At 71.0% G+C, this 14,722-nt stretch carries 9 protein-coding genes; 4 read left to right on the forward strand and 5 right to left on the reverse strand.

Translation table 11 applies throughout. The annotated features are described in order from the left end of the window. From OG242_RS10060 to speB, 3 genes are all read right to left on the reverse strand, one after another. Nucleotides 1–3,798, reverse strand: a complete 3,798-nt coding sequence (locus tag OG242_RS10060) for an ABC transporter ATP-binding protein (protein ID WP_405897821.1) — start codon at nucleotides 3,796–3,798, stop codon at nucleotides 1–3. Nucleotides 3,799–3,989: 191 nt separating this feature from the next. Next, a complete protein-coding gene (locus tag OG242_RS10065; RefSeq protein ID WP_405897822.1) occupies nucleotides 3,990–5,675 on the reverse strand; it encodes a thiamine pyrophosphate-binding protein in 1,686 nt (561 codons plus the stop codon). Beyond that, complete coding sequence (gene speB / locus OG242_RS10070; protein ID WP_405897823.1) at nucleotides 5,672–6,640, reverse strand: agmatinase; 969 nt, start codon at nucleotides 6,638–6,640, stop codon at nucleotides 5,672–5,674. Before speB ends, OG242_RS10065 begins: the two co-directional genes overlap by 4 nt. Before the next feature lie 229 nt (nucleotides 6,641–6,869). On the opposite strand from speB, the gene OG242_RS10075 reads away from it, so the two are divergent. Then, nucleotides 6,870–8,327: a PucR family transcriptional regulator gene (locus tag OG242_RS10075; protein WP_405897824.1), complete on the forward strand. Its 1,458-nt coding sequence runs from the start codon at nucleotides 6,870–6,872 to the stop codon at nucleotides 8,325–8,327. A 105-nt stretch (nucleotides 8,328–8,432) separates the two neighbouring features. Beyond that, nucleotides 8,433–9,332, forward strand: a complete 900-nt coding sequence (locus OG242_RS10080; RefSeq protein WP_405897825.1) for an SDR family NAD(P)-dependent oxidoreductase — start codon at nucleotides 8,433–8,435, stop codon at nucleotides 9,330–9,332. 143 nt (nucleotides 9,333–9,475) lie between these two features. Here the strand turns inward: OG242_RS10080 and OG242_RS10085 are convergent, their stop codons facing one another. After that, nucleotides 9,476–9,781 carry a hypothetical protein gene (locus OG242_RS10085; protein WP_405897826.1) on the reverse strand — a complete coding sequence of 102 codons (306 nt, stop codon included), beginning with the start codon at nucleotides 9,779–9,781 and terminating at the stop codon, nucleotides 9,476–9,478. Nucleotides 9,782–10,005: 224 nt separating this feature from the next. Between OG242_RS10085 and OG242_RS10090 the strand changes: the two genes are divergently transcribed. Then, on the forward strand, nucleotides 10,006–10,800 hold the full coding sequence (locus OG242_RS10090; RefSeq protein WP_405897827.1) for a Scr1 family TA system antitoxin-like transcriptional regulator: 795 nt from the start codon (nucleotides 10,006–10,008) through the stop codon (nucleotides 10,798–10,800). Then, a complete protein-coding gene (locus OG242_RS10095) occupies nucleotides 10,793–11,014 on the forward strand; it encodes a DUF397 domain-containing protein (protein WP_405897828.1) in 222 nt (73 codons plus the stop codon). The genes OG242_RS10090 and OG242_RS10095 overlap by 8 nt, the downstream gene beginning before the upstream one ends. 304 nt (nucleotides 11,015–11,318) lie before the next feature. Here OG242_RS10095 and OG242_RS10100 read toward each other — a convergent pair whose 3' ends face one another. After that, nucleotides 11,319–14,693 carry an N-6 DNA methylase gene (locus OG242_RS10100; RefSeq protein ID WP_405897829.1) on the reverse strand — a complete coding sequence of 1,125 codons (3,375 nt, stop codon included), beginning with the start codon at nucleotides 14,691–14,693 and terminating at the stop codon, nucleotides 11,319–11,321. Nucleotides 14,694–14,722: the final 29 nt, after the last annotated feature.

Here is a 14,722-nt window from a genome sequence, read left to right on the forward strand (position 1 = left end):
TCACACCCCGGCCGGCTCGTCCTCTCCTATGAACGTGCGCCACAGCACCGCGTAGTGCCCGTCGCGGGCGAGGAGTTCGTCGTGGGTGCCGTCCTCGACGACCCGGCCGTGGTCCATCACCACGACCCGGTCGGCGCGCGCGGCGGTGGTCAGGCGGTGGGCGACGACGAGCGTGGTGCGGCGGCCCGCGAGCCGGTCGGTCGCCCGGTTCACCTGCGCCTCGCTGGCGAGGTCGAGCGAGGCGGTCGCCTCGTCGAGCAGCAGGATGTCGGGGTCGACGAGTTCGGCGCGGGCGAGCGCGATCAGCTGGCGCTGCCCGGCCGAGAGGTTGCGGCCGCGCTCGGCGACCCCGTGGAGGTAGCCGCCGTCCAGGGTGGCGATCATGTCGTGCGCGCCGACCGCCCGGGCCGCCGCCTCCACCTCCGCGTCGGTGGCCTCCGGCCGCCCGTACGCGATCGCGTCGCGCACGGTCCCGGCGAAGAGGTACGACTCCTGCGGTACGACTCCGAGCCGGCGCCGGTACGCGGTGAGGCCGAGGCCGCGCAGGTCGGTGCCGTCCACCGTGACCCGGCCGTCCGTCGGGTCGTAGTACCGGGCGACCAGCTTGACCAGGGTGGACTTGCCGGCCCCGGTCTCCCCGACGAACGCGACGGTCTGGCCGGCCGGGATGCGCAGGTCGACGCCCCGGAGGGCGGCCTCCTCGTCCCCGTACGCGAAGGACACGTCCTCGAAGGCGATCTCGCCGCGCAGCTCCCGTACGTCCCGGGTGTCGCCCCGGTCCGTGGTGGAGGCGGGTTCGCGCAGGAGTTCCTGGATGCGGCCGAGGGAGACGGCGGCCTGCTGGTAGCCGTCGAAGACCTGGGAGAGCTGCTGGACGGGCGCGAAGAACAGGTCGATGTAGAGCAGGTAGGCGACCAGCGCACCGGCGGTGAGCGTGCCGTCGTCGACCCGGCCCGCGCCGACGATCAGCACGGCGGCCGCGGCGACCGACGACAGGAGCTGGACGAACGGGAAGTAGACCGAGATCAGCCACTGCCCGCGCACCCGGGCCTCGCGGTACTCGTCGCTGCGCGCGGCGAACCGGTCGCCGCCGTCCCGCTCGCGCCGGAACGCCTGCACGATCCGGAGCCCGGCGACGGACTCCTGGAGGTCGGCGTTGACGACGCTGATCCGCTCACGGGCCAGCTCGTACGCCTTGACGCTCTTGCGGCGGAAGAAGACCGTCCCGACGACGAGGACCGGCAGGGTCGCGAAGACGACGAGGGCCAGTTCCACGTCGAGGACCAGCAGCGCGACCATGATGCCGAGGAAGGTGACGACGGAGACGAAGGCGGTGACCAGGCCCGTCTGGAGGAACGTGGACAGCGCGTCCACGTCCGTCGTCATCCGGGTCATGATGCGGCCGGTCAGCTCGCGCTCGTAGTAGTCGAGCCCGAGGCGCTGGAGCTGGGCGAAGATCTTCAGCCGCAGCGCGTACAGCACCCGCTCACCGGTGCGGCCGGTCATCCGGGTCTCGCCGATCTGGGCCGCCCACTGCACGAGGACGACGACCAGGCCGAAGGCGGACGCCGCCCAGACCGCGCCCAGCGCGAGCTTGGTGACGCCGTCGTCGATGCCGTTGCGGATCAGTACGGGGAGCAGCAGCCCGGCCCCGGCGTCGACGGCGACCAGGCCCAGGCTCACCAGCAGCGGCAGCCCGAAGCCGTGCAGCAGCCTGCGCAGCCCGTAGGAGTCCTCGGAGTGCACGGCACGGGCCTCGTCGACGTCGGGGACGTCGTTCGCCGGGGGCAGGGCGTCGACCTGGGCGAGCAGTTCGGGGGTGGCGGGCATGCCCGCCGCGTCGGTGTCCCGGTCGTCCTCCTTGCGGACCCACAGCTCGGGGGTGATCCCGCGCTCGGCCTCGGCCTCGGCGGCGATCTCCTCGTGGAGCGCACGGTCCCGCGCGGAGTTCTCGACGGCTGCGGGAGCCGCCGCCGGGCGGTGGCCGGGCGAGGGGGTGCCCAGCTCGTCCGGGTCGGTGAGCAGGCGCCGGTAGAGCGCGCTGCGGCGCTCCAGCTCCTCGTGGGTGCCGAGGTCGGCGAGGCGGCCGTTGTCCAGGACCGCGATCCGGTCCGCGAGGTTCAGGGTGGAGCGGCGGTGGGCGATGAGCAGCGTCGTACGGCCGGCCATCACCTGGCGCAGGGCCTCGTGGATCTCGTGCTCGACGCGGGCGTCCACGGCGGAGGTGGCGTCGTCGAGGAGGAGCAGGCGGGGGTCGGTGAGGATGGCGCGGGCGAGCGCGAGGCGCTGGCGCTGGCCGCCGGAGAGGGTGAGCCCGTGCTCGCCGACCTTGGTGTCGTAGCCGTTCGGCAGCTCGGCGATGAACCGGTCGGCCTGGGCGGAGCGGGCGGCCTGCTCGATCTGTTCGTCGGTGGCGTCGGGCAGGCCGTACGCGATGTTGGCGCGGATGGTGTCGGAGAACAGGAAGCTGTCCTCGGGGACGAGCCCGATGGCGGCGCGCAGCGAGTCGAGGGTCAGCTCGCGCACGTCGTGGCCGCCGACGAGGACCGCGCCGTGCGTCACGTCGTAGAAGCGCGGCAGGAGCAGCGAGACAGTGGACTTGCCGCTGCCGGAGGCGCCGACGACGGCGACGGTCTCGCCGGGTTCGATGGTCAGCGAGAAGCCGTCGAGGACCGGGCGGCGCGTCTCGGCTCCGCCTCCAAGGTCCTCGTCACTGGCGGAGGCGGAGCGCAGCGGAGCGTACCCGAACCGCACGTCGTCGAACTCGACGCTCGCCGGGGCGTCGGCGGGCAGCTCCTTGGTGCCGTCCTTCATGGAGGGCTCGGTGTCGATGAGTTCCAGGACGCGTTCCACGCCGGCGCGGGCCTGCTGGCCGACGGTGAGGACCATGGCGAGCATCCGGACCGGGCCGACGAGCTGCGCGAGGTACGTGGAGAACGCGACGAACGTGCCGAGGGTGATCTCGCCCCGGGTGGCCAGCCAGCCGCCGAGGGCCAGCATCGCGACCTGGCCGAGGGCGGGCACGGCCTGGAGGGCGGGGGTGTAGCGGGAGTTCAGCCGGATGGTGCGCAGCCGGCCGGCGAACAGCTTGCGGCCTACCTCGCGCAGCTTGCCGGTCTCCTGGTCCTCCTGGCCGAAGCCCTTGACGACGCGGACGCCGGAGACGGCCCCGTCCACGACGCCGGCGACTGCGGCGGCCTGGGACTGGGCGTACCAGGTGGCGGGGAAGAGGCGGGAGCGGGAGCGGCGGGCGATGTACCAGAGGGCGGGGGCGACGGCGACGGCGACGAGCGTCAGCAGCGGCGACAGCCACGCCATGATGACGAGGGAGATCAGGAAGAGCAGGACGTTCCCGATGGTCATCGGGAGCATGAACAGCAGGCCCTGGATCAGCTGGAGGTCGCTGGTGGCGCGTCCGACGACCTGCCCGGTGGACAGCTCGTCCTGGCGTTTGCCGTCGAGCCGGGCGATCGTCGCGTACATGCCGGTCCGCAGGTCGTGCTGGACGTCGAGGGCGAGCCGGCCGCCGTAGTAGCGGCGGATGTACGTGAAGGCGTAGACGAGGACCGCCGCCACGATGAGCAGCCCGGTCCAGACGGCCAGCGAGCGGGTGTGGCCGACGACCACGTCGTCGATGATCACCTTGGTGACCAGTGGGACGAGGGCCATGACGGCCATGCCGCCGAGCGAGGAGCCGAGCGACAGCAGGACGTTGCGCCGGTAGTTCCAGGCGTAGCCGCTCAGCCTCCGCGCCCAGCCGCCCCGCTGCCCGCGCTCCGTCACCTGTGCGTCCGCCACCCGGTGCCTCCCGTCCGACCTGATCCGACGGAAGGCACCAACGCGGTGCGCTGCCGATTTCATCCCGCCGCAACAAATACGGGTCCCGGGGAAGCGCAGCGCGACGACTTCTACCAGGGGTGGCCGGCGCAGGAGAAGGCGCTGGAGGCCGCCGCGAAGTGAGCCGGCCCGGGGCCGCCACGCCTCGGGCTCTACAGGTGCGTCGGCTCGAACATCGTCAGGTGGGCCGGGAGTACGACGACCGACGGGCCGGGCCGTCCGAATGCCTCGGCCAGGTCGGCGGCGAGCGTCTCGGGGCTCGTACGGACGGCCGGGACGCCGAAGGACTGGGCGAGGGCGGTGAAGTCCGGGCGGGCCAGTTCGGTGCCGGTGGTCTCGCCGAAGGCGCCGGTGAGGTACTCGCGGAGGATGCCGTAGCCGCCGTCGTCGACGATCAGCCAGGTGACGGGCAGGCCGTACTGCCGGGCGGTGGCCAGTTCCGCGACCGAGTACATTGCGCCGCCGTCGCCGGAGACCGCGAGGACCGGCCGGGTCGGGTCGGCGACCGCCGCGCCGAGCGCCGCCGGGAACGCGTAGCCGAGGCCGCCGGCGCCCTGGGCGGAGTGCATGGTGTTCGGGCGGCGGGCGTCGAACGCGGCCCAGGCCCAGTAGCCGAGGATCGTCATGTCCCAGAAGCTGGGCGAGGCGTCGGGCAGGGCGGTGCGGATCGCGGCGAGGAGGTCCTGCTCCAGGTCGCGTCCCTGCCCGGCGATCCGTTCCCGTACGCGGTCGAGCACCCCGGCGACGCGGTCCGCCGCTGCCGGGTCCTCGCGCGGGGCGACGGCGTCGATGAGGTCGGCGAGCGCGTCACGGGCGTCCGCGTGGATGCCGAGCGCCGGGAGGTTGGCCTCCAGCTTGCCGGCGTCCGCCTCGATCTGGATCACCCGGCCGCGCGGGGCGAAGGTGTAGTAGTTCGAGGAGAGTTCGCCCAGTCCGGAGCCGATGACGAGCAGGACGTCGGCGTCCTCCAGGAAGTCCGTGACGTGCCGGTCCTCCACCCACGACTGGAGCGAGAGCGGGTGCTGCCAGGGGAAGGCGCCCTTGCCGCCGTACGTGGTGACGACCGGGGCGTCGAGCTTCTCGGCCAGGGCGCGCAGCTTGCCGGAGGCGTCGGAGCGTACGACTCCGCCGCCCGCGACGATCGCCGGGCGCTCGGCGTGCGACAGGAGGTGGGCGGCCACGGCGACGAGTTCGGGGCGGGCGGGCAGCTCGCGCGGGGTGGCGTCCGGGGCCACGACGACGGGCAGCCCGGTCGCCGCGTCCAGGACGTCCTGCGGGATCTCGACCCAGACGGGGCCGTGCGGGGCCGTCAGCGCGGACTCCCAGGCGGCGGCGATCGCGGACGGGATCTGCGAGGCCGCGCGCACGGTGTGGACGGACTTCACCACGTCCCGGAACGACGCCTGCTGGTCGCGCAGTTCGTGGAGGTGGCCGTGGCGTCCGCCGCCCAGGCCCCGGACCGGGATCTGGCTGGAGACCGCGAGGACCGGCGCGGAGGCGGCCGCCGCCTCCTGGAGCGCGGCGAGCGAGGTCAGTGCGCCGGGCCCGGTCGACAGGAACAGCGGGGCGACCTCGCCGGTGATCCGCCCGTAGGCGTCGGCGGCGAAGCCCGCGTTGTTCTCGACGCGCAGCCCCACGTACTCCAGCGACGAGCGGCGCAGCGCGTCGAACAGGGCCAGCGCGTGCTGTCCGGGCAGCCCGAAGACGGTGGTCGCGCCGAGGCCGCGCAGGGTCTCGACGACGAGGTCGCCGCCGGTGCGCCCGGACGGGGGGTTCAGCGCGGCCTCGATCTGCGCCGGGGTGAGCTCGGGCCGCTCGTCGTGGTGGTCGTGACTCAACGCTGCCGGGCCTCCGCGATCTGGCGGGTCATGATCGTCGTCAGCTCGTACGCGGTGTGCGAGGCGGCGACGGAGGTGATTTCCGCGTGATCGTACGCGGGGGCGACCTCGACCAGGTCGGCGGAGACCAGGTGGCAGGAGGACAGGCCGCGCACGATCTCCAGGAGCTCGCGGGAGGTGAGGCCGCCGGCCTCGGGGGTGCCGGTGCCGGGCGCGTGGGCCGGGTCCAGCACGTCGATGTCGATCGAGATGTACAGCGGCCGGTCGCCGATGCGCTGGCGCAGCTGGTCGGTGATCTCGTCGACGCCGCGCCGCATCACGTCGGCGGAGGTGACGATGCCGAAACCCATCTTGGCGTCGTCGGTCAGGTCCTGCTTGCCGTACAGCGGGCCGCGGGTGCCGACGTGGGAGAGCGCCGAGGTGTCGAGGATGCCCTCCTCGACGGCCCGGCGGAACGGGGTGCCGTGCGTGTAGGCGGCGCCGAAGTAGGTGTCCCAGGTGTCGAGGTGGGCGTCGAAGTGGAGCAGCGCGACCGGGCCGTGCTTCTTGGCGACGGACCGCAGGAGGGGCAGCGCGATGGTGTGGTCGCCGCCGAGGGTCATCAGGCGGGCGCCGGTGTCGAGCAGCGCGTCGGCCGCCGCCTCGACGGTCTCCACGGCCTCCTCGATGTCGAACGGGTTGGCCGCGATGTCCCCCGCGTCGGCGACCTGCGCCAGGGCGAAGGGCGAGGCGTCCTGCGCCGGGTTGTAGGGGCGCAGCAGCCGGGAGGCCTCGCGGATCGCGTTGCCTCCGAAGCGGGCGCCGGGCCGGTAGGAGACGCCCGAGTCGAACGGCACCCCGACGACGGCGACGTCCGCCGTGCCGACCTCGTCGAGCCGGGGCAGCCGGGCGAACGTCGCGGGCCCGGCATACCGCGGGATGCGCGAGGAGTCGACGGGGCCGCGCGGCGTGTCGTTGCTGCTCATGGGGCGGGTGGCCTTTCCGTGGTGCCTTGGTCGATGCCTTCGATGGCGCCTTCGTCGACGCCTTCGGTTCTGCTGGTTCCCTCACTGACGCGCTGCTTCGAGTGTGCCGGATCCCCCGGAACGGTACGGAACCACGCGTGCGGGTCCGCGGACGACGGTAGGCGGCGGGATGGCCGCCCATAAGTGTATGTTTCCTCCACTCCCGACTCCTGGAACGGATGACACATCCATGCCCGACTCCGGCTCCCCCGCGGGACCGCCCACCCCGCCCGTGCCACTGGCCGGGCTGCTGGCCCTGGAGGAACTCGGGCTGCGCCTGATCGCGGGGCCGGCCGACGCCGAGCTGTCGTGGGTGCACACCTCGGAGATGGCGGACCCGTACCCGTACCTGCTCGGCGGGGAGCTGCTGCTGAGTGCCGGGGTGCTGCTCACGGACCCGGACACCTATGTGGCCCGGCTGGTGGAGGCGGGGGCGGCGGCGCTGGGTTTCGGGGTGCGGCCTGTGCACGACACGGTGCCGCCCGCGCTGGTCGGGGCGTGTGACCGGTACGGGCTGCCGCTGGTGGAGGTGCCGCCCGGGACCCCGTTCACCGCGATCGCGCGGGCCGTGTGGGGGCAGATGGCCGCGGCGCGCCACCGCGAGCTGCACCGGGTGGCCCGGGCCCAGCAGGCCCTGGCCGCGGCGGCGGCGCGGCCGGACCCGGTTCCGGCGGTGCTGCACCAGCTGGCGGTCCGGCTGCCGGGGCGGGCGGCCCTACTGACGGCCGACGGCGAGGAGCTGCACACGGCGGGCCGGCCACCGGCCCCGGAGACGCGGGCGGCCCTGATCCGGCTCGCCCGGGTCCTCGCACCGGCCAGCCGGCCCGCCCCCGCCCCCGCCTCGGCCACCGACACCGTCGGCGGGACCCGGCTGTCGGCGTACGCGCTGGGCGGCGGGCAGGGGCTCGCCCTCACCCTGGCCACGGACCACCGCGAGCCGGGCGACCACACCGTCGCCGGGACCGCCGTCGTCCTGCTCTCCCTGCTTACCGCCCCGCACCAGGGCGCCGACGCGGCGAACCGCTCGGCGGCCCTGGTCCGGCTGCTGCTCGGGGCGGAGCCGGCGGACGCCGCGCCCCTGCTGGGCGGCGAAGGCCGGTGGACGGTGGTGCACGCGCGCCGCAGCGACGGCACGGCCCCGGACCCGCTCACGGCGGGCGCACTCGGTGCGGCCCTGGGTTCGGCGCTCGTGGACGCGGGCCGGGCCGGCGAGGCGGTACGGGTCCTGGTTCCGGGCGGCGGCCGGATCACCCCGCAGCCGGGCTGGACGCTCGGCGTCTCGTCCCCCGCCGCGGCCGACGCCCTGGGCGCCGCGGACACCCTGGCCGGGCGCGCGCTCGGCCGGGCGGCGGCGACCCGCGCCCCGCTGGCCGTGGACACCCCAGTCACCGGCCTCGCCGCCCTGCTCCCGCCCGGCCCGGCGGCCGACCGCGCCCGCACCCTCCTCGCCCCGCTCACCGCCCCGCTCACCGAGACCCTGCGCTGCTGGCTCTCCCTGCACGGCAGCTGGGACCGGACGGCGGTGGCCCTGTCCGTCCACCGCAACACCGTCCGCCAGCGCATCGCGCGGTGCGGGGTGTTGCTGGGAACGGATCTGGACGACATCGACGTGCGTACGGAATTGTGGCTCGCCCTGCGCCAGGAGTGATCCCGTTGACCGGCAGCACGGAAGCACGGAAGCAGCGGCCGGCATCGGACGTTCGCCGCCAACTGCCCATGCCTTAGAGCGCGGTTCAACGCCTACCGCCCCCTCATGACGACGACACCTCAGCACAAGATCGGTTCGGGCTTCGACGCCCGCAGCACCGCGGACGACGTCCTGCACGGGTTCGATCTGTCCGGCAGCACCGCGATCGTCACCGGCGGCTACTCGGGGCTCGGCCTGGAGGCGACACGTGCCCTGGCGGCTGCCGGGGCCCATGTCATCGTCCCCGCGCGGCGGCGGGCGGTCGCCCAGGAGGCCGTCGAGGGCATCGACGGTGTGGAGGTCGACGACCTCGACCTGTCGGACCTCGACAGCGTCCGCGGTTTCGCCAACCGGTTCCTGGCCTCGGGGCGCGACGTCGGCATCGTGATCAACAACGCCGGGATCATGGCCTGCCCCGAGGCGAGTTCCGCCACGGACCGGCGGACGTCGTGGTCGTCCATCCACGGTTTCCGGCCTTCCGTAAGGACGTTGATACGCCTCAGGGCATCGGCGAGCCGTCCGGTCAGCAACGGCTGCGAGACATCGAGGGTCCCGACCTCCCTACCGGGTACGTGGGTCCACCCCATCGCCTCCAGCTGCGCGACGAAGGGCCGCTCCACCTCATCCCGCTCCACCTACACGACCACGCCCCCACACCTTCCGCCGACCGCTCAGGTGATCCATTCTGCGCCTGAGCAGGTCGGAAGGGGAGAGTTCAGGCCGTCCGGGCACGGCGGACCGGGGGCGTACCAGGTATGTACCGATACGCCCCCACCTCCCCAGGCCGAAACCGGGTCAGTCCCCGGACGCGGACTCGTCGTACGCGGTTACGGAGAGGCGGGCGCCTCTGCTCTCGGCGATCCGTTGAACGTCACGCAGGGCCTCGGCCATCCTGGCCGCGAGGAAGCGGAGCTGGGCGGAGGTCACCTGGCGGTCGGGGATCATGTCGGCCGCGTGGTCGAGTAGCTCCCGGCACATGGAGAGCTGCACGGCCTCGATGTCATCGGCGAGGCGGGAAACGTATCCGGTCCCGTCCGTATCGAGGTAACAGGGCTTGCCTTCCGGGTCGACCCACGGAAGCAGCCGAAGGGCGCCGCCCCTGCCGCTGATCATGCGGGCACCGCCATGCCGTGGATGACGCGCGGGCCGACGTCTACGCCGTGCACGGCGAGCCAGAGGGCACGGCGGCGTGCGCGCTGCTGGCGCATCTCCTCGCTTCGTTCAAAGGCCAGGAGGTACGGGCGGACCAGTGCGGTGTCCTCGCCCCGCAGCGTGTACGTGTGCCGTGGTCGCGGAGCGGCGGGCGCGCGCAGGGGTGGCGGGGCGAGGTCTGCCCCGGTGGGGCGATGAGGGCCCGGGGCGGGTGCCAGGAGCCGTAGCAGCGGCTCGAAAATTCGGTCGATACAGTCCAACACGTCGTCAACTCCGTCAGGTTCGGTTGATGGCCATGCCCCCGGGCCGTGTGCAGCGGTCGCGGGGGTCCTGCGCGTGCGGGCCGGCAGCAGGCACGCCCCTCCTCGCCGTAGCGGACAGCGGGGCGGCAGCACTGTGTAGCGATCCACTCACAGAGTGAGACAGATCGGGCTAGGCTCGCCAGGGGTCACTTGGTGACGAATGATCTGTCACACGGGGGTTGACGATGAGTAATTGCTATGGGGACTGGCTCAAGGAACAGCGCCTGGCAGCGGGAATGACGCAGCAGGAGCTGGCCGACGCGGCGGTCATGACCCGTTCGCACATCGCGCACATCGAGGCGGGACGCCGCATCCCTTCGAAGGAGGACGCGCGACGGCTGGACAGGGCGCTGGGCACGGGGAATGTGCTTAGCAGTTCCCTGCCGGGGGACGACAGTGCGGTTGCCAACTATTTCGAGGCGGCCCGGCTGCTCGAACAACAGGCGACGATGATCCGCGAGTTCGCGTACTCATTCATCCCCGGGATCCTTCAGACGGAGAGCTACGCGCGGGCTGTTCTGAGCGCGGCCTTCCCCCCTGTGAGTGAAGCGGAATGTGACCGGCTCGTCGTCACGCGACTTGAGCGCGCAAAGGTCCTGGACAACCCGGTGTCGCCAGTAGTCTGGGCCCTGCTGGACGAGGGTGTACTGCATCGCACGGTCGGCAGCCCAGATGTCATGTCGGAGCAGCTCAAGCATCTCGTCCACTTGGCGGAACGGGGGCGCACGCGCATCCACGTGATGCCGTACAGCGTCGGGGCGTATCAGCTCGTCCAGAGCATGCTCACCCTGATGTGGTTTGAGGACCAGCCTCCGGTGGCGTACACGGAGGGCCTCCACATGGGCAAGTTGCACGATTCCCCGGCCATGGTCACACGCCTGCAGGGCATCTACGATCTCGCGATGAGCGACGCACTGCCGCTCAGACAGTCACTTACCCTGCTGCGGGCGACGGCGAAGGACTACGAATCTCATGACTGAGCACATCATTCGAGACGCTTCCGCGTGGACCGGATGGCGCAAGTCCTCCTACAGCAACACCGAAGGAGGCAGCTGCGTCGAGGTACTGGACGGATACCCGATGGGCGTCCCCGTCCGCGACTCAAAGATCCCTCGCGGCCCTGCGTTGCTCTTCCCGGCGGCCGGCTGGTCATCGTTCGTCACGGCCGTCAAGGACGGCACGTTTCCCGCCTGAACCCCCAAGGACTCCCGGCCAATGTCATGTCAAGGGTCTCGTCACATGCCGGCGACAGCCCTGGAACCGCCGGACCGGAACCGTACGACTCCCCCCAGCCCGGTTGGACTCTCGGGGCCGAGCCGCGCACCGAGACGCTTCGCGTCTGGATCTCACTACACGGCGTTCCTCGACCGGGACCGGAACCACCTGGACGTCCACATGGAGCTGTGGATCGCCTTGCGGTACAGGCGAGCACTCGGAGCAAGCCCACCGGGTGCATCACCGGACTCGGCGGAACCGATCAGGCCGTCGCTCACCGCAGCTACTCGCGCCCCGATTGCGTGAGGTTGTTCATCAGGATCTCCTTCACCCGGTGAAGTTTCGCAAGCTGGGCACTACGGACTCGCCTTTCCCCGGTCAGGGCGGCGAGGCCCTGAGCGAAGACCTCCTGTTCGGCCCTGCTGGGTAGTTCTATGTCGACGTCGAGCAGTCTGCTCGGATGGACAACATGCAAACTATCAACGGACCGTGCCACCAGGTGGATTCGCTTCTGGACCGCGGGAAGCATCAACCAAGCCACCAGGTAGTCCGCGGTCAGGCGGCTGGTGTCGGGCCTAAGACGTATGACGTTGCCGCTGTGTGTCGCCTGCGCCTGCCGGTCCCGCCATACCGCGGCGCGAAACGTTCGCCCTTTTACGTCAGCGGCGGCGAGCAAGACATCCTCGGGACTCAACATCTCGTCTCCTCGATAGATACGCGAATGCAGTCCGGCCCTGTCGGACCGAGGCCCGGACAGTTTCAGTTCACGATCGGTCAGGTCTGCCGCCCTGACGACCAGCACTCCGGACCGGCCCTCCAGCCGGTGAATGCCTCCGGTCCGCGCCGATTTGACCACCTCGCGCAGCGGACAACGCATTTGGCCTGACGCACCGGGGTCGACCAGCGGAAGCAGCAACATCAGTTCACCGACGTCCAGTTTGGCGAGTTCCCCTTCGACGGACTTCTCGGCATCGATCAACGAGTGGACGATTCTGGCGACGACATTCCGGTCGTCCATCATGCTTGCGCGATCGGCCATCAGGTCCCAGGCACTCTGCTGAGACCAGGGATGGCTCGCGAAGGTGTTTCCCGCGGTTCCGGTCAGTTGCTGCTCGATCTCCCGGAATGACAGGCCATACTTGTCCCACCAATTCTCGTAGGACCGCAGGAATTCCTGGCGTCGGTCCCGCACGAGCGCATCGAGCCTGTCCTCCAGCCCTTTGCGCAGGGTCTCCGTGACCGTCCGGCGCTCCCCCTCCGCGTCCAGCACGGCCCTCGCCTGGAACAGTCTCGGTGCCTCCTCGCCCATCTTGGGTGGGTCGCTCGGCCACGGGAACCAAAACGCCGCCTCAAGATGCTTGGTCACTTTGGCCGCGTTCGCGCGCTCCCTCTTCACATTGTTGAGTACCGCCGACCGCTCGGCTCTCAAGGCAGCATCCTCGCGTGCAGCAGCGCCGTCACCCTCGGCCGCGCCGTCCTCCGGATCCCCCGTCTCCGCCCGCAGCTCCGCCCAACTCTCGCGCAAATCCGCGTCCCGCGCGTCCGCGGCCGCGAGCTCCTCCAGGAACTCCGGAGCGATCGCCGCGACCACCTTGTGGCTATACGCCTGACGCCGCTCGGCGGCTGTGCGCCTACGCAACTTCCGCGTCTTCGGGTCCTGTTCAGGAGCGAGCATCGTGTCGACGTTCTCCACCCACCCGTCAAGCACCCCCGCGAACCCGTTCTCCGACAACGCGAGCAGGTCGTACTTGGCCTCGTACCACCAGCCGGCCACCGCGCCCGCCAGCGCATACCGGTCCAGCAATCCCACCCTGTCCAGCTTCTCCACGAACGACTCGATCAGCGAGCCACGCACCGCCATCAGTGCAGCCTTGCGCTCCGAGGGCGTCGTCTCGGCGAGGCGTACCGGGTCAGCGGCCACCGCCTCCAAGCGCTTGGCCTCCGACTCCCACCACTGGTCGAACGCCGCCCGCAGCGCGTCCTCCTTCGGGCGTGCCAGCTCCGCCAGACGCGCCGCGTCCGGCCGCTCCCCCACCGGCAGGAAGTCCACATACTCAGGATCCACCGGGTCACGCTCGGCGAAGAGGTCCCCCAGCCCCACTCCGTACGCGCCAAGCAGATCCCGCTTCGCCTCGATCTCCGCACGCGGGACTCCACCCACCAGGTGAGCCCGCACGTCCTGCGGCTCCGGCGGAGGCGTGTTGTCCACGTAGCGACGAATGTTGAGGTTGTCGTCGTTCTCGCGCAGTTCCTTCCGGGTCACCAGGCGGGCGAAACCAGGCACTCCCTCGTACATGTCCGGCGCTTCCACGTAAGCGTGGAACTCCGATGTGATCTTCTCGGCATGCTCCGGCAGCAGAACGTTCTGTGCTCGCTCGGAGTGGTACTCACGATCGGCATTGATGAACAGCACCGGCTTCTCTGCATCCGCGTTCTGCCACCTCGGCGGGCGCAAGACCAGAATGCAGGCCGGGATACCGGTGCCGTAGAAGAGGTTCGGGGCCAGCCCGATGACCGCTTCGATCGCCCCCTCGTCCAGCAGCTTCGTCCGGATCTCCTGCTCGCCGCCCCCGCGGAACAGCACCCCATTTGGCATAACCGTGATGGTCATGCCCCCGCGCCCCTCCTGCTTCGTCTCCCACAGCATGTGCTGGAGGAACATCAGGTCGGCCTTGCCGCGCTCGCTCGTCGCCCCGTACGTCGCGCGCTGCGCGACATGCGCAAGGTCGCTGAGCGTGTAGTCCATGGAGAACGGCGGGTTGCTCAGGACTCCGTCGAAACGGTCCGCATCAGACCTCGGGACGTGCGCCGGCTCGGCAAGCGTGTCCCCTGTGCGCAGATCGAAGCGACGTACCCCGTGCAGCACCATGTTCATCGTCGACATGATCCACGAGCCGCTGTTCGCGTCCTGGCCCGCGAAGAACATGTCCGAGGAGTCGCCGCCGTGCTCCTCCACATACTCCTTCGCGTGGATCAACATGCCGCCCGAGCCGACACACGGGTCGTAGATTCGCATGCCCTGTTGCGGGCGCAGCAGCTCCACCATCATGCGGACCACGGCCCGCGGAGTGTAGAACTCCCCGCCTTTACGGCCCGCCGTGTCCGCGAACTCCTTGATCAGGAACTCGTACGCAGCGCCGATGAGGTCCGGGAACTCGAAGTCGTCCGTGCGCAGCCGGATGCGCCCGAAGTGTGCAATGAGGAGCTTCAGCCGCTGGTCGGCGAGCTTGGCCGTGCCGGCCGCCGCGCCGGATCCGCCGATGCGGTTGAAGTCGAGGTGGTCGAAGAGGCCCTTGAGCTTGCTGTTCTGGAGTTCCAGTGCCTGGAGAGCGGGGCGCAGCCGGTCCTCGACGAGGTTGTGGGTGCCGGAGGAGATCCACTTCCAGCGCGCGTTCCTCGGGACGAACAGCACGTCGCGGTCGCTGTAGGCGGACTCCTCTTCGAGGTAGCCCTCGAGATCGTCGGAGGACAGGCCCAGCTCCTTGACCGCCTGGTCCTTGATCTGTTCGCGGGCGGCCTCGAACTCGTCGTTCGCCCGCTTCAGGAACAGCAGGCCGAAGATGTAGTCCTTGTACTCGGAGGCGTCCATCGTGCCCCGGAGGATGTCCGCAGCGGCGAACAGATGCCGCTCCAACTGCGCGAGCGTGAGCTTGGCCACGTACCGACTCCCTAGACTGAGATATCCAG

Origin of the sequence: Streptomyces sp. NBC_00727 (genome assembly GCF_045161745.1) — a bacterium.
GTDB lineage: Bacteria > Actinomycetota > Actinomycetes > Streptomycetales > Streptomycetaceae > Streptomyces.

Excerpts from the sequence above, each read along its gene's own strand:
- speB (WP_405897823.1), bottom strand. The coding sequence starts at position 6,640 with ATGAGCAGCAACGACACGCCGCGCGGCCCCGTCGACTCCTCGCGCATC.
- OG242_RS10075 (WP_405897824.1), top strand. The coding sequence starts at position 6,870 with ATGCCCGACTCCGGCTCCCCCGCGGGACCGCCCACCCCGCCCGTGCCA.
- OG242_RS10080 (WP_405897825.1), top strand. The coding sequence starts at position 8,433 with ATGACGACGACACCTCAGCACAAGATCGGTTCGGGCTTCGACGCCCGC.
- OG242_RS10090 (WP_405897827.1), top strand. The coding sequence starts at position 10,006 with ATGAGTAATTGCTATGGGGACTGGCTCAAGGAACAGCGCCTGGCAGCG.
- OG242_RS10095 (WP_405897828.1), top strand. The coding sequence starts at position 10,793 with ATGACTGAGCACATCATTCGAGACGCTTCCGCGTGGACCGGATGGCGC.